Below are 19,524 nucleotides of genomic sequence, written 5' to 3'. Positions count from 1 at the left end.
TTTTTGTTTTTATTTTGAAAAGATTTGAGTGAGGGCCAAACCATGCCGATACAACCTGGGCTCTACCAACATTACAAAGGTCCGCAGTACCGTGTATTCAGTATTGCGCGGCATTCGGAAACCGAAGAAGAAGTGGTCTTCTACCAAGCCCTGTATGGCGATTACGGCTTTTGGGTACGTCCCTTGAGCATGTTCCTGGAGTCGGTCGAGGTTGACGGCGAACAGGTGCCACGCTTTGCTTTGGTGCAAGCCGAACCGAGCCTTTTTTCGAAGGCATAAGCTGAGAGCGCGCAGAACCCTGCGCTTGACCTCACCTTGTAGCCACTATATATAGCGGTGCCGCGTCAGGCGCCAACCGCCTTTCACTTCTAGAATTCAGGAATTTTCTGATCCATGGGCAAATCGCTGGTCATTGTGGAATCCCCGGCTAAGGCCAAGACCATCAACAAGTATCTGGGTAACCAATACGTGGTGAAGTCGAGTATCGGCCATATCCGAGACCTGCCCACCAGCGGTTCGGCTAGCGCCAGCAAAGAGCCAGCCGCCAAGCGCGGCAAGGCTGCCGCGGGTGAAGGTCCGGTGCTCACGCCGAAAGAGAAAGCGCGCAAGCAGCTGGTCTCGCGCATGGGTGTCGATCCCGATCATGGCTGGAAAGCCAAGTACGAGATCCTCCCGGGCAAGGAAAAGGTCATCGAGGAGCTGCGCCGGCTCGCCAAGGATGCTGACACCATCTATCTCGCAACCGACTTGGATCGCGAGGGGGAAGCCATTGCCTGGCACCTGCGCGAAGCCATCGGTGGTGATGACAGCCGCTACAAGCGCGTGGTGTTCAACGAAATCACCAAGAAGGCGATTCAGGAAGCCTTCTCCAAGCCGGGCGAGCTGGACATCGACCGTGTAAATGCCCAACAGGCGCGTCGTTTCCTCGACCGCGTGGTGGGTTACATGGTTTCGCCGCTGCTGTGGGCCAAGATCGCCCGTGGCCTGTCCGCCGGTCGTGTGCAGTCGGTTGCCGTGAAGCTGGTGGTCGAGCGTGAACGCGAAATTCGTGCGTTCAACCCGGAAGAGTACTGGGAAGTCCACGCCGACCTCGGCACCGCCAAGGGCGCCACCGTGCGCTTTGACGTGGCTCGTGAGAAAGGTGAGGCGTTCAAGCCGTTGAACGAAGCCCAGGCCATGGCCGCGCTGGAGAAGCTCAAGGCTTCCAGCTACAGCATCGTCAAGCGCGAAGACAAGCCGACCAGCAGCAAGCCGTCAGCACCGTTCATCACGTCCACCCTGCAGCAGGCGGCGAGCAACCGCCTGGGCTTCGGCGTGAAGAAAACCATGATGATGGCCCAGCGCTTGTATGAAGCCGGCTACATCACGTATATGCGTACCGACTCCACCAACCTCTCGGCCGATGCCGTGACGATGGCGCGGACTTATATTGAAGGCGAATTCGGCAAGAAGTACCTGCCGGAAACCCCGAATGTCTACAGCAGCAAGGAAGGCGCACAGGAGGCTCACGAAGCGATTCGTCCGTCCGACGCCAATACCGAGCCAAGCAAGCTGTCCGGCATGGAGCGTGATGCAGAGCGGCTCTATGAGCTGATCTGGCGCCAGTTCCTCGCCTGCCAGATGCTGCCGGCCCAATACCTGTCGACCACGGTCACCGTCGGTGCCGGCGATTTCGAGCTGCGCGCCAAGGGCCGCATCCTGAAGTTCGACGGTTACACCCGCGTCATGCCGCAAATCGCCAAGCCTGGCGATGACGACGTGCTGCCGGACATGGCCCAGGGCGATGCGATGAAGCTGATCAAGCTTGATCCGACCCAGCACTTCACCAAGCCGCCGGCGCGATACTCGGAAGCGAGCCTGGTGAAAGAAATGGAAAAACGCGGCATCGGTCGTCCTTCGACCTATGCGGCGATCATTTCGACCATCCAGGACCGCGGCTACGTTGCGCTGCATAACCGTCGTTTCTACTCGGAAAAAATGGGTGACATCGTCACCGAGCGTCTGTCCGAGAGCTTCTCCAATCTCATGGACTACGGCTTCACCGCCGGCATGGAAGAGAACCTCGATGACGTGGCCCAGGGCGAACGCGACTGGAAAAACGTGCTGGACGAGTTCTACGGCGATTTCAAGAAGAAGCTCGAAGTAGCCGAAAGCGCGGAAAATGGCATGCGTGCCAATCAGCCGGTAATGACCGACATTCCGTGCCTGACCTGTGGCCGTCCGATGCAGATCCGTACCGCATCGACCGGCGTGTTCCTCGGTTGCTCGGGATACAGCCTGCCGCCGAAAGAGCGCTGCAAGGCCACCGTCAACCTGGTGCCGGGCGATGAAATCGCCGCGGACGACGAGGGTGAATCGGAGTCGCTGGTTCTGCGTGGCAAACATCGTTGCCCAATCTGCAGCACAGCGATGGACGCGTACCTGCTCGACGAGAAGCGCAAGCTGCACATCTGCGGCAACAACCCGGATTGCGACGGCTACGAAATCGAAGAGGGCACCTATCGCATCAAGGGCTACGAAGGTCCGAGCCTGGAATGCGACAAGTGCGGCAGCGAGATGCAGCTCAAGACTGGCCGTTTCGGCAAGTTCTTCGGCTGCACCAACGCAACGTGCAAGAACACCCGCAAACTGTTGAAAAGCGGTGACGCGGCGCCGCCGAAGATGGACCCGGTGAAGATGCCTGAGCTGAAATGCGAAAAGGTCAACGACACCTACATCCTGCGCGACGGGGCTTCCGGCCTGTTCCTGGCGGCTAGCCAATTTCCGAAAAACCGTGAGACGCGTGCTCCGCTGGTCATGGAGATCGTGCCGCACAAGGATGAGATCGATCCGAAGTACCACTTCCTCTGCGAAGCGCCGAAGAAGGACCCGGACGGTCTCCCTGCCGTGATCCGTTACAGCCGCAAGACCAAAGAGCAGTACGTGCAGACGGAAGTCGACGGTAAGCCGACTGGCTGGAAGGCGTATTACGACGGCGGCAAGTGGACGGTTGAAGACAAGCGTCCAGCAGCCAAAGCTTAAACAGCGCCATAAACAAAAGGCCGCATGACAACCCTCGGGTTTTCATGCGGCCTTTTTGTTTTGGGCTTGCAGTGGGCTTGGGTGATCCACGACACTGTCCGACCTGCTTGAAGCAATTATTTCGTTGTGGAGGCTGCCGTCATGGCCCACGAACTCTATACCCGTACGAACCAAAAGATTTATTTCGCCGGCCTGTCGCTGGAAGCCCTCGCCAAGGCTGAAGAGGGGCGGGCGATGAATTCCCTGGCGCTGATTCAGGCCGGGCGCGAATCGGCGTTGTTTCACTTGTACGGCGCGTTGCTGGGGCTGTGCCATGAAATTGCTGGCTTCTACCGCTTGCCTCAGGCCAATGCACCTCGGGCGGAGATGTTACTGACCCGGGAAGTGCTGGACGCCATTGCCATTCCCGAAATGGCTGAGATGGTCGAGTTGGCGCAAAACCCGGAAACCTGGCTGGCCAAGCTGTTGTCGGCTCATGCTGCGTTGTTTCAGCCACCGCGTGCGCCGCACAAGCCCAAGGGGGACGTGACGCAGCCGCTGATTCTGGCCGTTAATCTGGACGAAGAAGATTCACCGGAAGAGCTGAGTCGGGACGAGTTGGAGAGCTGGCGTCAGAACCTCAAAGGCTTGGCGATTCGTTTTCGCGAAGGGTTGAACGAGTGCTGAAGGATTGAGTGTTTGGCGGAGGGTCCAACGGACTGTCCGTTTCAGGGATGAGTGCTGTCAGAAATGTCTCTTCGTAATGGCATCTGGTCAAGATCCTGAGCGAAGCCTGTCCGATGCCTATATAATCGCCGCCTTTCGTGGAGAACAGACCTTTATGCCAACGTCCTTTCTAGAAATTGTCGAGTTACCAGACGGCCGAATCGAGCTGCGCAGGGCCGAGGACGAGGGTTCTCTGGTTACTTTGGATTTCTCTGAGGATGCCAAAGCGTTCCTGCAGGGCCAGCACGTGGAAGTCGCCAAGGCGATGTTGAGCGTCGGCGTTCAGATGGCCGGCCGCTTGGTTGAAGGTGATTTCAATACGGATGAGAGCTCACGGGTCCTTCATTGATCCCGTTCGTCGCTTTTTCTTGATACCGCTACACATCGGCTTCTCTATCCTTGGAGAAGCCCCGCGCTGTGCAGTGAATGCATCGTTTAGCCCAATCGAATGTTCAGACTTTGTGCGTCCCCGGTCCGGGCGGCGCTGATCAACTGTTGCCGTGAAGTGGTGCTCAGTGGATTGAGCCAGCTGACAACAGTGTGGCTGCGGCCCAGGCGCAAGGCTTCGCAGGTCAGCTGTTGTGCGCTCTGGGTGCCGCGCGGTTGCAGTAGCAGAATGCGTTCACGATTCAGGCCGGCATCTCGCAACCAGGTTTGCGTCAGGCTGGCGGGCGGGGCGATCAATGTCAGCCAGCGCGCGTCCTGATCCTCACTCAATTCCCTGAGTATCGGTGCAAGAAGACTCAGGCAGTTCCCGGCCGCACCACGCAATGACAGTTCACTGAAAACTTCAGGTTCGGCGCTCCACGGCGACTCGACCACATCCTTCAGAATCGGCGCCATCGGCTGCACCATGAACGCCTCGAACAACGGCAGTTGGGCTTGCTGTGGTGTGTGTGGGAACTGCATAAAGCCTCCTTTAGCGGCGAATGACGCCGACACTCAAGCCTTCGATCACCAGTTCCTGATCTTTCAGGTTCACTTCGATAGGGGCGAATTCAGGGTTTTCGGCAATCAACCAGACTTTGCTACCGTCGCGCTTGAAGCGTTTGACCGTCACTTCGTCGCCAATCCGCGCAACCACGATCTGGCCGTTGCGGGCTTCGCGGGTGGTGTGGACGGCCAGCAGGTCGCCGTCGAAAATGCCCACGTCCTTCATGCTCATGCCGTGAACACGCAGTAAATAATCGGCACGAGGATGGAAGAAGGCAGGGTTGATGTTGCAGGATTCTTCGATGTGCTGCTGGGCAAGGATCGGCGCACCAGCAGCCACTCGGCCAATGATGGGCAGGGTGGATTCGTCGGCCTTGGCTTCGAAGCCAGGGATGCGAATGCCGCGGGATGCGCCCGGCGTCATCTCGATCGCACCCTTGCGAGCCAGCGCCTTGAGGTGTTCTTCCGCCGCATTTGGCGATTTGAAACCCAGTTCCTGAGCGATTTCCGCGCGGGTCGGCGGGTAGCCGTTGTCTTCCAGGCAGCGTTTGATAAAGGCCAGAATCTCGGCTTGGCGTGGCGTCAGCTTTAGCATATTGATCGCTCTGTCTTTTTATACAGTGACTGGGATTATATACAGTGAAAGCGACTTGGCAATGCCCCTTTTTTTGCCGGCCGCCGGACGGTCGATCAGCCTGCTGATTAAAGCGTCGACGTTGTATGGTTAAATAGCTGACCGACCATTCCCAAAACGAACCGCCAGGCTTGACAAGGCCTGGGCTGAAACGTATGTTTCAAACAAGTGTTTGTCAGGCGGAGTAGCCATGGCCCAGTCGGAAACCGTTGAACGCATTCTTGATGCTGCCGAGCAGTTGTTCGCGGAAAAAGGTTTCGCAGAAACCTCGTTGCGTCTGATCACCAGCAAGGCCGGTGTCAATCTGGCGGCGGTGAACTATCACTTCGGGTCGAAGAAGGCGCTGATTCAAGCCGTCTTCTCGCGCTTTCTCGGGCCGTTCTGTTTAAGCCTTGATAAAGAGCTGGAGCGGCGTCAGGCCAAGCCCGAAAACAAACCGACGCTTGAAGAGCTGTTGGAAATCCTCGTCGAGCAAGCCCTGGTGGTACAGCCACGCAGCGGCAACGACCTGTCGATTTTCATGCGTTTGCTGGGGTTGGCGTTCAGTCAGAGTCAGGGGCACCTGCGTCGTTATCTGGAAGACATGTACGGCAAGGTGTTCCGTCGCTACATGATGCTGGTCAACGAAGCCGCGCCGCGCATTCCGCCGATCGAGCTGTTCTGGCGTGTGCACTTCATGCTGGGTGCTGCGGCGTTCAGCATGTCCGGCATCAAGGCCTTGCGCGCGATTGCCGAAACCGATTTCGGCGTCAACACCTCCATTGAGCAAGTCATGCGCCTGATGGTGCCATTCCTGGCTGCTGGCATGCGTGCCGAAACCGGCGTGACTGACACGGCCATGGCCAGCGCGCAATTGCGTCCGCGCAGCAAATCGACACAGGTTGCCGCCAAGGTTTAACCGCGCACGGGTGGGCGCGGCAGCTGACATCCGCTAAGCTAGCCGCCCATGCCGAATCTCGTTCTGAACCTGCTCCCCATTGATATCGCCGACCTGCCGGGCCCAGCCCATGGTGGCGAACGCGTGCGAGCCGGGTTAATCGTTATCAAGGAATCTCTATGACTGCTGGCCTGCAAGGCTCGTTGATGGTGGACGTCGCCGGTACCTGGCTGACGGCTGAAGATCGCCAATTGTTACGCCAACCGGAAGTGGGCGGCCTGATCATTTTTGCCCGCAACATCGAACACCCGCGTCAGGTGCGCGAACTGAGCGCCGCAATCCGTGCCGTTCGACCTGATCTGCTGCTGGCAGTGGATCAGGAGGGCGGTCGCGTGCAGCGCCTGCGCCAGGGCTTCGTGCGCCTGCCGGCCATGCGCGCCATTGCCGACAACCCGAACGCCGAATACCTGGCCGAGCAGTGTGGCTGGATCATGGCTACCGAAGTGTTGGCCGTCGGCCTTGATCTGAGCTTTGCCCCGGTGCTGGATCTGGATTACCAGCGCAGCGCCGTGGTCGGCACCCGTTCGTTCGAAGGGGACCCAGAGCGTGCCGCGCTGCTGGCGGGCGCATTTATCCGCGGTATGAACAGCGCCGGCATGGCCGCCACCGGTAAACACTTCCCCGGTCATGGCTGGGCGGAGGCGGACTCTCACGTCGCGATCCCGAATGACGAGCGCAGCCTCGACGAGATCCGCGCCAACGATCTGGTGCCGTTCGCCAGGCTGAGCAAGCAACTGGCCGCTGTCATGCCGGCCCACGTTATTTACCCGCAAGTCGATTCCCAGCCGGCCGGCTTTTCTCGTCGCTGGTTGCAGGACATCCTTCGCGGCGAGTTGCAGTTCGACGGCGTAATCTTCAGCGACGACCTGTCGATGGCCGGGGCTCACGTGGTCGGCGATGCGGCCAGCCGTATCGAAGCCGCGTTGACCGCTGGCTGCGACATGGGCCTGGTGTGCAACGATCGCGCCGCTGCGGAACTGGCGCTGAGTGCCGCCCAGCGTCTGAAGGTCAAGCCGTCCGAGCGCATTGCGCGAATGCGCGGCCAGTCGTACGCCAGCACCGAATACCGTCAAGACCCGCGCTGGCTGACAGCCATTGGCGCGCTCAAAGACGCTCAACTGATTGAATAAGGACTTTACGTTATGACGGTTTACGCGATTATCGGTGGTACCGGCCTGACTCAACTGGAAGGTCTGAGCATTCGTCAGTCACTGGCTGTGGACACCCCTTACGGCGCACCTTCGGCCGAGGTGCAGATCGGTGAGTATGCCGGCAAGGAAGTGCTGTTTCTCGCGCGTCATGGTCATCCGCACCGTTTCCCGCCACATCAGGTGAACTACCGCGCCAATCTCTGGGCGTTGAAACAGGCCGGTGCCGAAGCGATCCTTGCGGTCAACGCCGTGGGCGGCATTCATGCCGCGATGGGCACCGGGCATTTCTGTGTGCCACATCAGCTGATCGACTACACCAGCGGTCGCGAACACACCTATTTTGCCGATGACCTGGAGCAGGTCACCCACATCGACTTCAGCTATCCCTACAGCGAACCGCTGCGCCAGCAATTGATTGCGGCATTGGCGGCTGAAGGCGTTGGCTACAGCAGTCATGGTGTGTATGCCTGCACGCAGGGACCGCGCCTGGAAACGGTTGCGGAGATTGCGCGACTGGAGCGCGACGGTTGCGACATCGTCGGCATGACCGGCATGCCGGAAGCGGCATTGGCGCGTGAGCTGGAACTGGATTACGCGTGCCTGGCGCTGGTGGTGAACCCGGCGGCGGGCAAGTCGACGGCAGTGATTACCATGGCCGAGATCGAGCAGGCGCTGCATGACGGGATGGGCAAGGTGAAATCGACGTTGGCGCGGGTGTTGAAGGGCTGAACGATCGTTACACCGAGTTGACCTTATCGCTGGCAAGCCAGCTCCTGCATGTCTCGCGTTAACCTCTGTAGGAGCTGGCTTGCCAGCGCGCAACTACTTGTCGATTTTCTCCGGCAACGGCGCAAACAACGCTTCAATATCATCACTCTGCAGTTTCCAGTCCCCGGTCTTGCGCCCATCCAGAACGCCCGCTGCCAGGTCGGATTTTTCCTTCTGCAGGTGCTGGATTTTCTCCTCCACCGTGCCCCGGGCAATCATCTTGTAAACGAACACCGGTTTCTCCTGGCCAATGCGATACGCGCGGTCAGTCGCCTGGTTTTCTGTCGCCGGGTTCCACCACGGGTCGTAGTGAATCACCGTATCCGCTTCCGTCAGGTTCAAGCCAACACCGCCTGCCTTCAAGCTGATCAGAAAAATCTGACGCTTGCCGCTCTGGAAGTCCTTCACCGGCGAACGTCTGTCGCGGGTCTGTCCGGTCAGCAGCGCATACTCCACGCCGCGCTTCTTCAGTTCGACTTCGATCAGCGCAAGCATCGAAGTGAACTGCGAAAACAGCAGAATCCGTCGACCTTCCTCGAACAATTCCTCGAGCATTTCCATCAGGCTGTCGAGCTTGCCCGAGGTACTTCCGCGAGCCGGCAGCGCAGCGTCGTTTACCAGGCGCAAATCGCAACACACCTGACGCAGCTTCAGCAGCGCTTCCAGAATGATGATCTGGCTGCGTGCCACGCCTTTGCGGGTGATTTCGTCGCGGACTTTCTTGTCCATCGCCAAGCGCATGGTTTCGTACACATCGCGTTGGGCTTCGTTGAGCTCGACCCAATGGATGATTTCAGTTTTCGGTGGTAATTCCGTCGCTACCTGTTCTTTTGTCCGGCGCAACAGGAACGGTTTGATCCTGCCGTTGAGGTGTTGAAGTCGTACTTCGCTGGCACGCTTTTCAATCGGCACGCGGTAATCTCGGTTGAAGCTCTTCACGTCGCCGAGCCAGCCGGGCAGCAGGAAGTGAAACAACGACCACAGCTCACCCAGATGGTTTTCCAGTGGCGTACCACTCAGGCACAAACGCTGGCGTGCGTTCAGCTCCCGCGCAGCGTGGGCGGCCTTGCTGTTGGGGTTCTTGATGTATTGCGCCTCGTCCAGTACCAGCACGTGCAGCGGCTGTGCGGCCAGGCGCTCGACGTCTTTGGGCAGCAATGCATAGGTGGTCAGGATCAGGTCGTAATCGGACAGGCTGTCGAAATGCTTTTTACGACTGGCGCCGTACAGTGCCAGCACTTTCAGTTGTGGCGTGAAGTGCGCCGCTTCGTCGAGCCAGTTGGGGATCAGGCTGGTGGGCATCACCACCATGCACGGCCGATCGAGGCGTCCAGCGTTTTTCTCTATAAGAACATGCGCCAAGGTTTGTAAGGTTTTGCCCAGGCCCATGTCATCCGCGAGAATTCCGCCAACCTCCAGTTGCCGCAACGACTGCATCCAGCTCAAGCCTTCCAGTTGATAGGGGCGCAAGGTCGCGTTCAGGCCTTCCGGAGCCGTCGCGGTGTAGTCCTTGATGTCCCGCAGACGCTGGGCAAAGCTGCGCATTTGTTCGCCACCTTCCCAGAGCAGCGGCAGGTCTTCCAGCGGATTCAAACGCGTCGCATCGGCCTTGCTCAGGCGCAGCGTGGTTTCGCCGGGCTCTTGCAGGTAGAACTCGCCGAGGGTCGCCAATACCGGTTTCAAGCGGCCGAAGGGCAGGGCGACTTGCAGGGGGCCGTGCTCGGAGTTCGGGCGATTGGGGATGTTCACCAAAATCAATTCATCGTCGCGACGTCGTGCGAGGCGTTCCGGGTTGAGGATCTCGGTGTGGGAACGCATCAGGTTCAACAGGATCGGCAGCAGGCTTAACCGCTCGCCGTTGACGATGATCCCCAGTTCCAGATCAAACCAGTCGCGCTCCGGTGCCTGTTCGACGGTGGCGTACCAGTCGTCCACGGCGGTCAGGTCGAACCCGAAATCCTCATCGATCTGCAGCTCCCAGCCTTGGGTGCGCAGCTTCGGCAACTCATTGAGCGTGAAGGTCAGCCAGGCGCTGTCATTGACCATCTCATAGAGTTCGCCGGCACTTTCCGGCAAGGCTTTGCTTTGCCGGGTAGCGATCTTGAAGCCGAGGATTCGTAACTGTTCCCTGTAGGCCTGTTCGACTTCCGGGTGGCGCTTTATCCGTAATGTCTGCGTTTCCTGACGAATCAGGATGTCGGCATTTTTCTGGCCGCAGACGTATTCATCCAGATAGCTGAAGGACAACGCGGCGCGATGCTGGATATAACGCTGCATCTTGCCGTTGCGCGGCTCGAAGGCACTGAACTCGATACTCGCCAGCCACAGGCGCGGTACCGGTTGTACATTGTCCACCAGCACTTGCGGCGGCGCCTTCGGGCTGCGGTTTTCCAGTACGGCCTGAAGTTTTTCCAGCAGCTCGGCATCTTGCGCGGCGGCGGGGTAGGCGAGGGTTTCCTGCACTTTCAGCAGCACCGCTGCGCAATGTTTGCAGTTGCTGCGAACCGGGCAGGTGCACGTGGCGTCGACCATCAGCAAGGTGGCTTTAGCCGACTCGCGCAGGCGAATGGTCTGACGGTAAACGTTACCGCCAGAGCCTTCGCAGGCGGCAATGATGGTGGCGTCGCCAGCCTCGACGATCCTGACACGATTCTCCAGCGCGTAGCGTCGGCCACGTTCCAGGCTCTGTTCCTTGAATCGGCTGACCCAGGAAGGCGCCAGGGGTTTGCTCAGTGTCGGGGGCATAAGGACTTCAATCAGTCCGGAATTTCATCGGGGACTGGCCGAGGTGCGGGTGCTGTCAGCGAGGTGATCTTGATCAGCATTCCGAGATGACCGGCGTCGAGGAAATTCAGCTGTCCGTTTTTGGTATGGCTTTCTGTTTTCAGGCGTTCACTGGCAGTGACCAGGCCATTGGCGTCGATCTGGTTGACCCAGAAGTCGGCGTCAACGTCGGTGAAGCGTCCCAGTTTCAGGTTCAGCGTGCCCTCGATGGGGTACTGGCCGAACTGTTCCTTGCCATCGCTGATTGCAATTTTACTGGCTTGTTCGCCGAGGTTCTGCTGCCAGGCCTTGTGCAGCAACACCGTGTATTCTTTGCTGGCGGTGAGTTTTTCCACTTCGCCATTCAGGCTTGGCGTGCGCAGGCTGTCCTTGCTGATGGGTTGGGCACCGGCAGCCCAGTCTTCGGGCGCGGCTTTGCTGACTATGGCTGGCACAGCGTTCTGCCGGACCAGAATCATTTCAATCTGATACAGGTCATCGGCATACGCCAGGGGGGCGGCCAGGGTCATCAGCAAAGTCAGTGAGCGAAACAGGCGCATGCGGCGTCCTTCAAGCAGTTTTCGGAATGAGGCATTCAAGCAGTGCCTCTACAGTATTAAAGCGCTCTTCCGGGCGCTCCATCGGCACCATGAATTTAAACATCGTGGCACCTTCGAATTTGTAGCGTTTAGGCTGGCCCTGAATCAGTTTGATCAGCGTCAGCGGATCGACGGGTGTCTGCGCCGCGAATTCGATTCGACCGCCTTGCGGGCCGCCGTCGACTTTCTTGATGCCCAGCATTTCGGCCTGCAACTTCAGCGCCGTGATGCGCATCAGGTTCTTGGTCGGCTCCGGCAGCAGGCCGAAGCGATCGATCATCTCCACTTGCAGGTCCTTCAGACCATCCTCATCGGTGGCCGAGGCGATGCGCTTGTAGAGAATCAGTCGGGCATGCACGTCCGGCAAGTAGTCTTCGGGGATCAATGCCGGTACACGCAAATTGACTTCCGGACCACCGCCCAGCGGCTGATCGAGATTTGGCTGTTCACCCTTGCGGATCGACTTCACCGCACGTTCGAGCATCTCCATATACAAGGTGAAACCGACGGCCTGGATCTGCCCGCTCTGACCGTCGCCGAGCAGTTCGCCGGCGCCACGGATTTCCAGGTCGTTGGTGGCGAGCACGAAGCCTGCGCCAAGGTCCTGGGTGTTGGCGATCGCTTCCAGACGCTTTTCTGCGTCCGGGGTGATTTGCTGGCGCGGCGGTGTCAGCAAATAAGCATAGGCTTGGTGGTGGCTGCGACCGACGCGGCCGCGCAACTGGTGCAGCTGCGCCAGACCGAATTTGTCGGCACGCTCGATGATGATGGTGTTGGCGCTCGGCACGTCGATGCCGGTCTCGATGATGGTCGAGGCGATCAGTACGTTGAAGCGCTTGTGGTAGAAATCGCTCATCACCTGTTCGAGATCGCGTTCGCGCATCTGCCCGTGGCCGATGCCGATCCGTGCCTCCGGCACCAGCTCGGCGAGGTCGGCGGCGCATTTCTCGATGGTCTTCACGTCGTTGTGCAGGTAGTAGACCTGGCCGCCACGCAGCAGCTCCCGCAGCAGCGCCTCTTTGACCGTGCTCTTGTTCTGCTCCATGACGAAGGTCCGCACCGACAGGCGACGGGCCGGCGGCGTGGCGATGATCGACAGGTCACGCATGCCCGACACCGCCATGTTCAGCGTGCGCGGAATTGGCGTAGCGGTCAGGGTCAGGATGTCGACTTCGCTGCGCAGGGCCTTGAGCTGTTCTTTCTGGCGGACACCGAAACGGTGCTCTTCGTCGATGATCACCAGCCCGAGGTTTTTGATCTTCACGTCGTCTTGCAGCAGTTTGTGCGTACCGATGACGATGTCGATCTTGCCTTCGGCGAGGTCGGCCACCGCAGCGTTGACTTCCTTGGTCGATTTGAAGCGGCTCATCACTTCCACGGTTACCGGCCAATCGGCAAAGCGGTCGCGGAAGCTGTTGTAGTGCTGCTGGGCGAGCAGAGTGGTCGGCACCAGGATCGCCACCTGACGACCACCGTGCACCGCAATGAACGCTGCGCGCATCGCCACTTCTGTTTTGCCGAAACCGACGTCGCCACAGACCAGTCGGTCCATTGGCTTGGGTGCGAGCATGTCGGCGCGCACTGCTTCGATGGTGGTTTGCTGGTCCGGAGTTTCTTCGAACGGGAACCCGGCGCTGAACGTGGCGTAATCGGCTTTCGGATCTTCGAAGGCATACCCTTCGCGAGCAGCGCGGCGGGCATAGATGTCGAGCAATTCGGCTGCCACATCGCGCACCTGTTCAGCGGCTTTGCGTTTGGCTTTCTGCCAGGTTTCCGAGCCGAGGCGATGCAGCGGAGCCAAGGCATCGTCGCTGCCGGTGTAGCGGGCGATCAGGTGCAGGTTGGCCACCGGTACGTACAGCTTGGCGCCTTCGGCGTATTGCAGGGTCAGGAACTCGGCGGCCTGATCGTCGATTTCCAGCGTCGCCAATCCGAGGTAGCGGCCAACGCCGTGATCGATGTGGACCACCGGCGCGCCTTCGCGCAGCTCGGTGAGGTTTTTGATCACGGCGTCGTTGTTGGCGTCGGCGCGTTTTTCACGGCGACGGCGCTGCATCACGCGCTGACCGAACAAGGGACTTTCGGCGATCAGCGCCAGGGCCGGGTCGTCGAGCACCAGACCTTCGTCGAGGGGGGCAATGGTGATCGCCAAACGTTCCTTGCTCGCGACGAAGTCGGGCCAGCTGTCGACGGTTTTCGGTCGCAGCTTCAGGCGTTCGAGCAGTTCCAACAGCACTTCCCGACGACCCGCGGATTCGGCGGTGAACAGCACGCGACCGGGGAACTCGTCGAGGAAACCGGCCAGCGCCGCCAGTGGTTGCGTTGCCTTGGCCTCGATGGCCAGGTTCGGCAGCTCCCGCGCCGGGAAGCGCTCGCGGCCGACGCCGGTTTCAACGTCCTGTTGGCTGGCAACGACGCGCGGCCAGTTCTTGAGGCGGGCAAAGCAATCTTCCACCGGCAGGAACAACTCGGACGGCGGTAATAAAGGACGGGACGGATCGACGCGGCGCTCTTCATAACGATTGCGCACATCGTTCCAGAAATTTTCCGCCGCCTGTTCAATGCCCGGCAGCGAAAACACTTGCGTGTCCTGGGGCAGGTAATCGAACAGCGTGGACGTTTCGTCGAAGAACAACGGCAGGTAGTACTCGATACCCGCCGGTGTAATTCCGCTGCTCAGGTCCTGGAAGATCGGGCAGCGGCGGAAGTCGACGTCGAAGCGCTCACGGAAGCGCGCCTTGAAGCGGGTGACCGCATCTTTTTGCAGGGGGAATTCGCGAGCCGGCAACAAGCGGACGGTGTCGACTTTATCGATGGAGCGCTGGTTTTCCGGATCAAAGGTACGCAACGTTTCGATTTCGTCATCGAACAGGTCGATGCGGAAGGGCAGTTTGCTGCCCATCGGGAACAGATCGATCAGCGAGCCGCGGACGGTGAATTCGCCGTGCTCGTACACCGTGTCGACGTAGCGATAGCCGCTGGCTTCGAGTCGGGTGCGCATTTGCTCGACGTCGAGCTTTTGCCCGACATCCAGAACCAGGCTGCTGCCGAGCAGGAATTTGGTCGGCGCCAGGCGGTGCAACGCTGTGGTGATCGGCACTACCAGCACGCCATGGCTCAGTTCGGGCAACCGATAAAGGGCGGCGATGCGCTGGGAAATGATGTCCTGGTGTGGCGAAAACAGATCGTAGGGCAGGGTTTCCCAATCCGGGAAATGCAGCACCGGCAAATCCGGGGCGAAGAAGCTCAGCTCCTGTTCCAGCCGTTCGGCGCTTTGGCTGTCGGCGGTCAGCAGCAAGGTAAAGCGCTTGGCAGCGCTGGCGGCCTCGGCGATGGCCAGGCTCAGGGCGGCACCGGGCAGGTTGCCCCAGTGCTGTTTACCTGCCGCGGCAGGGAGAAGCGGTAGACGCAGAACGGGCACGGAAGGTTGAGCTCCAAGCGTTGCGACAAAGTCGGTAATTGTAGCGGCCCCGGGTGCCGCCTGTCAGTTGCTGACTGTGTCTATTACGCAGGTTTAGCGAAATGTAGTGGTAAAGACAAAAAACGCCGGTTTTTTGCTGAAAATTACCGATTATGTAGTGGCATAACGGTCGAGTGTTACGGAGGGTTACGGACAAGACAGCGATGTCTCCAAAAAATTGACTGCGCTGAAAGCCGCGGTTTTACTGGGCTTTGGCGGTGCGTAATTTTTTTGAAGAGGAATTTGTTACGGATCGCACGACAGGCGCGCATTGCTACGAGAGGCACTCGGCGGCATAATGTAGCCCCTTTTTTCTGCCCCTACATGTGGAAGGTTCCCGTGACTCAGAAGCCCGACCAGTGTCTTGGTGAATGGATCGACCGTGAAGCACTCGCAGAAGCGATGATTCCGCTTATCGGTCAGCTCTACCGCAATAACAACGTGGTGAGCTCGATCTATGGCCGCAGCCTGATCAACCAGTCTGTCATCGCGATTCTCAAAGCTCACCGCTTTGCTCGCCATCGTTCTTCCGACGATAGCGAACTCTCCGTCCACGAAACATTCCCTCTGCTTAAAGCCATGAGCGAGCTCAAGCTCGGCGCGGCTTCGGTAGACTTGGGCAAGTTGGCGTTCAAATTCCGCGTCGAAGGCAATGGCCGCACTGCCGAGCAGTTCGTCCGTGAAGCATTGGCTGACGTGGTTGGCCAGCAAAACGCTTCCGCTCGCAAAGGCACTGACGTTGTTCTGTACGGCTTCGGTCGTATCGGCCGTCTGCTGGCGCGCATCCTGATCGAAAAAACCGGTGGCGGCGACGGCCTGCGCCTGCGTGCCATCGTGGTGCGCAAAGGCGCCGAGAACGACCTGGTCAAGCGCGCAAGCCTGTTGCGTCGCGATTCGGTACACGGTCCGTTCAACGGCACCATCGTCATCGACGAAAAAAACAACACCATCACCGCCAACGGTAACCTGATCCAGGTGATCTACGCGAAGAACCCGACCGAGGTGGATTACACCCAGTACGGCATCAAAGACGCGCTGCTGGTGGACAATACCGGTGTATGGCGTGACGCCGAGGGCCTGGGCCAGCACCTGGCCTGCCCGGGTATCGACCGCGTTGTTCTGACCGCGCCTGGCAAGGGCAAGCTGAAGAACATCGTTCACGGCATCAACCACAGTGAAATCACCGCTGAAGACAAGATCGTGTCCGCCGCTTCCTGCACCACCAACGCCATCGTGCCGGTGCTCAAGGCTGTGAATGACAAGTTCGGCATCATCAACGGTCACGTCGAAACCGTTCACTCGTACACCAACGACCAGAACCTGATCGACAACTTCCACAAGGGCGATCGCCGTGGCCGTAGCGCCGCGCTGAACATGGTCATCACCGAGACCGGTGCTGCCACCGCTGCTGCCAAGGCCCTGCCTGAGCTGGCTGGCAAGCTGACCGGTAACGCGATCCGTGTTCCGACGCCAAACGTGTCGATGGCCATTCTCAACCTGAACCTTGAGAAAGCTGCCACCCGTGAAGAGATGAACGAGTACCTGCGCTACATGGCGCTGCACTCCGATCTGCACAAGCAAATCGACTTCGTCAATTCGCAGGAAGTGGTTTCCACCGACTTCGTTGGCTCGCGCCACGCAGGTGTTGTGGACGCCGAAGCAACCATCACCCAAGACAACCGCGTTGTTCTGTACGTTTGGTACGACAACGAATTCGGTTACAGCTGCCAGGTGGTTCGCGTGATGGAAGACATGGCCGGTGTAAACCCGCCAGCGTTCCCGCGCTAAGCCTTAGCTGCACATGAAAACGCCCCGACTTTGGTCGGGGCGTTTTTGTTTGCGTGTCTGTTGGATCGTTGTTGCCAGCACCGGCCTCATCGCTAGCAGGCTAGCTCCCACAGGGGGCTTGTGAACGCCACAGATCCAGTGTGGGAGCTAGCCTGCTAGCGATGGCGATCTATCAGGCGCCACCGACCACCGCTGCTTGCGCAGTCCGCAGTTCATGCCGATTGCCCTTAAACAACACCAACGTCGCAATCAACCCCAGCACCGCCGCGCCACTCAGCCAGATCCCCGGCGCAGCCTTGTTATCCAGCACATGAATCAGGTACGTACAGGCTGCGGGCGTAAACCCGCCAAAGGTCGCCGTCGCCAGGCTGTAAGCCAAAGAGAAGCCGGTCGTACGAACTTCCACCGGCATGATCTCGGTCAGCGCCACGACCATGGCACCGTTGTACGAGCCATACAGGAACGACAACCACAACTCGACGATCAGCAAATGGCTGAAACTCGGGTTCGCCACCAACCACGACAGGGCTGGGTAGGCGGTGAGAATTGCCAGAATGGTCGCCGCGAGAAGTAAGGGTTTTCGGCCGATTTTGTCGGACACAGCACCCATCACCGGCAGCCAGAAAAAGTTCGACAGGCCGATGCAGACCGTTACCAGCAACGCATCCATATCGGACAAATGCAGTTCGGCCTTGCCAAAGGTAGGGGTATAGGCGGTGATCAGGTAAAACGACACGGTCGTCATCACCACCAATGCCATGCCGGCGAGGACAATGCCAAAGTTCTGACCGATCGAGCGAACAATCTCCTGCAGGGTAGGGCGATGTTTTCGTGCCTGGAACTCAGGGGTTTCTTCCAGCGAACGGCGAATCACGAAGATCACCGGTACGATCATGCAGCCGATCAGGAACGGCACGCGCCAGCCCCAGTCGCCCATTTCTTCCGGGCTGAGCCAATGGTTCAAGACAACCCCCAACAGGCCGGCGAAAACCACCGCTGCTTGCTGACTGGCGGACTGCCAACTGACGAAGAAACCCTTGCGGCCCGGTGTGGAAATCTCGGCGAGATACACCGATACACCGCCCAGCTCCACGCCTGCGGAGAAACCTTGTAACAGGCGACCGAACAGTACGAGCAGCGGCGCGGTCACGCCCAGTGTGGCGTAACCCGGCACGCAGGCAATCAACACCGTGCCGGCGGCCATCATCGCGAGGGTGATGATCAACCCTTTGCGGCGACCATGACGGTCGATGTAGGCGCCGAGGAAAATCGCACCCAACGGACGCATCAGGAAACCGGCCCCGAAAGTGGCCAGAGACAGCATCAGTGAAGCAAACGCGCTATCGGCGGGAAAGAAGGTTTTGGCGATGGCCGTCGCGTAAAAGCCATAGACCATGAAGTCGAACATTTCGAGAAAGTTACCGCTGACAACGCGAAAAATCGCTTTGCCTTTGCTCGTGCTGGAAGACATTTGTAGATACTCACTCTGGTAAATCTTGTTTGAAAGCGCTGCAGCTGTGGGTATGAGCAGGCCTCGCTCCAATGCGCGCTGAAGCCCATAATGGCGGGAGCGGTTTTGAAGGGAGATGAAGATTTGTTAACTGGACGGTTGAGTGGACTTCTGGTGTTGGCCGGCGTTTTATCCGGTTGCGGTAACGGCGACAGCCTGGAACGCTTCGACGGCCCGACCATGGGCAGTCGTTATTCCATTCAATACGTAAGGCATGCCTCCACGCCTGGGCCGAAAGCGGTACAGGCCGAAGTGGAAAATATCCTCGCCGAAGTGGATCGACAATTCTCGACCTATCGCAGCGACTCGGACACCGAGCGCTTCAACGCACTGCCGGCCGGCCGCTGTCAGGTCATGCCTGGCCCGGTACTCGAATTGGTCCGCGTCGGCGAGCGATTGTCCTCGCAAAGCGAAGGCTCCTACGACTTGACGGTGGAGCCGCTGCTCAACCTCTGGGGATTTGGCCCGCAGGCGCGTGAGGAAAAAGTCCCGAGTGCCCAAGCGCTGGCCGAGGTGCAGCAGCGCGTCGGCCACAGCCACTTGCGCATCGACGGGGACCGGTTGTGCAAGGATGCCGCGGTCGAGGTCGACTTCAACAGCATCGCTGCCGGTTACGCGGTCGACACGATTGCCGCAAAACTTGAAGCGATGGGCATCCACGACTACCTTGCTGAAGCCACCGGCGAACTCAAGGCTGTCGGCAAAAAACTCGACGGCTCGCCGTGGCGCATCGCCCTGGAAGAACCCCGTGATGACGAGCAAGTAGCCGAGCGCATCATCGCCGTCGACGGCTACGGCGTGTCCACCTCCGGTGACTACCGTAACTATTTCGAGCAGGGTGGTCGGCGCTATTCCCACACCTTCGATGCCCGCACTGGCACACCGGTCCTACACACCCTGGCATCAGTCACGGTCATTCATCCTTCAGCGTTGATGGCCGATGGCTTATCGACGCTGTTGCTGATTCTCGGTCCTGAACGGGGTTGGGACTATGCCGAAACTCACAACATCGGTGCATTCTTTGTGATTCGTGCCGATACAGGTTTTGTCATACGCACCAATCAGGCTTTTGAACGCCTCAGTGGCGGCAAAACCGAATGATTACGGTGATTCGCGCATTGAAAACTGGCGTTGTAGTGCAGGCAAAAGTAGCCTACGACGCGACCAAGGGTTAATGTGCGCGGCGTTGACGCTTCTATAGACTGTGTCCGGGTTCTGCACTGGCCCCAAATTGTTCCTTCACGCCGCAGATTCG

General features: G+C 59.1%; 15 protein-coding genes. 9 read left to right on the top strand and 6 right to left on the bottom strand.

Going from position 1 to position 19,524, the window contains the following annotated elements:
• Positions 1–42 precede the first annotated feature (42 nt).
• The 4 genes from F8N43_RS19755 to F8N43_RS19740 all read left to right on the top strand — a co-directional run bounded on the left by F8N43_RS19755 (position 43) and on the right by F8N43_RS19740 (position 4,075).
• Complete coding sequence (locus F8N43_RS19755; protein WP_017337558.1) at positions 43–279, top strand: DUF1653 domain-containing protein; 237 nt, start codon at positions 43–45, stop codon at positions 277–279.
• Positions 280–393: 114 nt separating this feature from the next.
• Positions 394–3,021: a type I DNA topoisomerase gene (gene topA, locus F8N43_RS19750; RefSeq protein ID WP_150637484.1), complete on the top strand. Its 2,628-nt coding sequence runs from the start codon at positions 394–396 to the stop codon at positions 3,019–3,021.
• Between the two features lie 141 nt (positions 3,022–3,162).
• Entirely contained in the window at positions 3,163–3,687 is a 525-nt protein-coding gene (locus F8N43_RS19745; RefSeq protein WP_150631612.1) for a DUF6586 family protein, read from the top strand.
• 154 nt (positions 3,688–3,841) lie between these two features.
• A complete protein-coding gene (locus tag F8N43_RS19740) occupies positions 3,842–4,075 on the top strand; it encodes a hypothetical protein (RefSeq protein ID WP_008028479.1) in 234 nt (77 codons plus the stop codon).
• An 86-nt stretch (positions 4,076–4,161) separates the two neighbouring features.
• On the opposite strand, the gene sulA is transcribed toward F8N43_RS19740, so the two are convergent.
• Entirely contained in the window at positions 4,162–4,635 is a 474-nt protein-coding gene (gene sulA / locus F8N43_RS19735; RefSeq protein WP_150631611.1) for an SOS-induced cell division inhibitor SulA, read from the bottom strand.
• A 10-nt stretch (positions 4,636–4,645) separates the two neighbouring features.
• Complete coding sequence (lexA, locus tag F8N43_RS19730) at positions 4,646–5,254, bottom strand: transcriptional repressor LexA (protein WP_007944149.1); 609 nt, start codon at positions 5,252–5,254, stop codon at positions 4,646–4,648.
• Between the two features lie 229 nt (positions 5,255–5,483).
• Here lexA and F8N43_RS19725 point away from each other — a divergent pair, with 229 nt between their 5' ends.
• The 3 genes from F8N43_RS19725 (at position 5,484) to F8N43_RS19715 (ending at position 8,110) form a co-directional block, all read left to right on the top strand.
• Entirely contained in the window at positions 5,484–6,191 is a 708-nt protein-coding gene (locus F8N43_RS19725) for a TetR/AcrR family transcriptional regulator (RefSeq protein ID WP_150631610.1), read from the top strand.
• 158 nt (positions 6,192–6,349) lie between these two features.
• The gene (gene nagZ, locus F8N43_RS19720; protein ID WP_150631609.1) at positions 6,350–7,360 is read left to right on the top strand and encodes a beta-N-acetylhexosaminidase; all 1,011 of its coding nucleotides are present in this window, start codon (positions 6,350–6,352) and stop codon (positions 7,358–7,360) included.
• Between the two features lie 12 nt (positions 7,361–7,372).
• The gene (locus F8N43_RS19715; RefSeq protein ID WP_007933168.1) at positions 7,373–8,110 is read left to right on the top strand and encodes an S-methyl-5'-thioinosine phosphorylase; all 738 of its coding nucleotides are present in this window, start codon (positions 7,373–7,375) and stop codon (positions 8,108–8,110) included.
• Between the two features lie 93 nt (positions 8,111–8,203).
• Here the strand turns inward: F8N43_RS19715 and F8N43_RS19710 are convergent, their stop codons facing one another.
• Genes F8N43_RS19710 through mfd form a run of 3 tightly spaced genes read right to left on the bottom strand, consistent with a single transcriptional unit; the run spans position 8,204 to position 14,932 of the window.
• Positions 8,204–10,894 carry a DEAD/DEAH box helicase gene (locus tag F8N43_RS19710; RefSeq protein ID WP_150631608.1) on the bottom strand — a complete coding sequence of 897 codons (2,691 nt, stop codon included), beginning with the start codon at positions 10,892–10,894 and terminating at the stop codon, positions 8,204–8,206.
• Positions 10,895–10,905: 11 nt separating this feature from the next.
• Positions 10,906–11,472 (bottom strand): CsiV family protein, encoded by a 567-nt coding sequence (locus F8N43_RS19705; RefSeq protein ID WP_150654211.1) that lies wholly within the window; start codon positions 11,470–11,472, stop codon positions 10,906–10,908.
• A 10-nt stretch (positions 11,473–11,482) separates the two neighbouring features.
• Positions 11,483–14,932: a transcription-repair coupling factor gene (gene mfd / locus F8N43_RS19700; protein ID WP_150631606.1), complete on the bottom strand. Its 3,450-nt coding sequence runs from the start codon at positions 14,930–14,932 to the stop codon at positions 11,483–11,485.
• A gap of 363 nt (positions 14,933–15,295) precedes the next feature.
• Here mfd and F8N43_RS19695 point away from each other — a divergent pair, with 363 nt between their 5' ends.
• Positions 15,296–16,759, top strand: a complete 1,464-nt coding sequence (locus F8N43_RS19695) for a glyceraldehyde-3-phosphate dehydrogenase (RefSeq protein WP_150637473.1) — start codon at positions 15,296–15,298, stop codon at positions 16,757–16,759.
• A gap of 172 nt (positions 16,760–16,931) precedes the next feature.
• Here the strand turns inward: F8N43_RS19695 and F8N43_RS19690 are convergent, their stop codons facing one another.
• Positions 16,932–18,230, bottom strand: coding sequence for an MFS transporter (locus tag F8N43_RS19690; RefSeq protein WP_150654210.1), 1,299 nt, complete (start codon positions 18,228–18,230; stop codon positions 16,932–16,934).
• A gap of 90 nt (positions 18,231–18,320) precedes the next feature.
• On the opposite strand from F8N43_RS19690, the gene F8N43_RS19685 reads away from it, so the two are divergent.
• A complete protein-coding gene (locus F8N43_RS19685) occupies positions 18,321–19,370 on the top strand; it encodes an FAD:protein FMN transferase (protein WP_224787840.1) in 1,050 nt (349 codons plus the stop codon).
• Positions 19,371–19,524 lie beyond the last annotated feature (154 nt).

It is taken from the genome of Pseudomonas fluorescens (assembly GCF_902498065.1).
GTDB lineage: Bacteria > Pseudomonadota > Gammaproteobacteria > Pseudomonadales > Pseudomonadaceae > Aquipseudomonas > Aquipseudomonas fluorescens_BJ.
Note: the sequence above shows the minus strand (reverse complement) of the source record. Positions and strands in the feature narration are given on the sequence as shown.

What these genes read in the sequence shown, in the direction of transcription:
- F8N43_RS19755 (WP_017337558.1), top strand. Translation starts at nt 43, where the DNA reads ATGCCGATACAACCTGGGCTCTACCAACATTACAAAGGTCCGCAGTAC.
- topA (WP_150637484.1), top strand. Translation starts at nt 394, where the DNA reads ATGGGCAAATCGCTGGTCATTGTGGAATCCCCGGCTAAGGCCAAGACC.
- F8N43_RS19745 (WP_150631612.1), top strand. Translation starts at nt 3,163, where the DNA reads ATGGCCCACGAACTCTATACCCGTACGAACCAAAAGATTTATTTCGCC.
- F8N43_RS19740 (WP_008028479.1), top strand. Translation starts at nt 3,842, where the DNA reads ATGCCAACGTCCTTTCTAGAAATTGTCGAGTTACCAGACGGCCGAATC.
- sulA (WP_150631611.1), bottom strand. Translation starts at nt 4,635, where the DNA reads ATGCAGTTCCCACACACACCACAGCAAGCCCAACTGCCGTTGTTCGAG.
- lexA (WP_007944149.1), bottom strand. Translation starts at nt 5,254, where the DNA reads ATGCTAAAGCTGACGCCACGCCAAGCCGAGATTCTGGCCTTTATCAAA.
- F8N43_RS19725 (WP_150631610.1), top strand. Translation starts at nt 5,484, where the DNA reads ATGGCCCAGTCGGAAACCGTTGAACGCATTCTTGATGCTGCCGAGCAG.
- nagZ (WP_150631609.1), top strand. Translation starts at nt 6,350, where the DNA reads ATGACTGCTGGCCTGCAAGGCTCGTTGATGGTGGACGTCGCCGGTACC.
- F8N43_RS19715 (WP_007933168.1), top strand. Translation starts at nt 7,373, where the DNA reads ATGACGGTTTACGCGATTATCGGTGGTACCGGCCTGACTCAACTGGAA.
- F8N43_RS19710 (WP_150631608.1), bottom strand. Translation starts at nt 10,894, where the DNA reads ATGCCCCCGACACTGAGCAAACCCCTGGCGCCTTCCTGGGTCAGCCGA.
- F8N43_RS19705 (WP_150654211.1), bottom strand. Translation starts at nt 11,472, where the DNA reads ATGCGCCTGTTTCGCTCACTGACTTTGCTGATGACCCTGGCCGCCCCC.
- F8N43_RS19695 (WP_150637473.1), top strand. Translation starts at nt 15,296, where the DNA reads ATGTGGAAGGTTCCCGTGACTCAGAAGCCCGACCAGTGTCTTGGTGAA.
- F8N43_RS19690 (WP_150654210.1), bottom strand. Translation starts at nt 18,230, where the DNA reads ATGTCTTCCAGCACGAGCAAAGGCAAAGCGATTTTTCGCGTTGTCAGC.
- F8N43_RS19685 (WP_224787840.1), top strand. Translation starts at nt 18,321, where the DNA reads ATGGCGGGAGCGGTTTTGAAGGGAGATGAAGATTTGTTAACTGGACGG.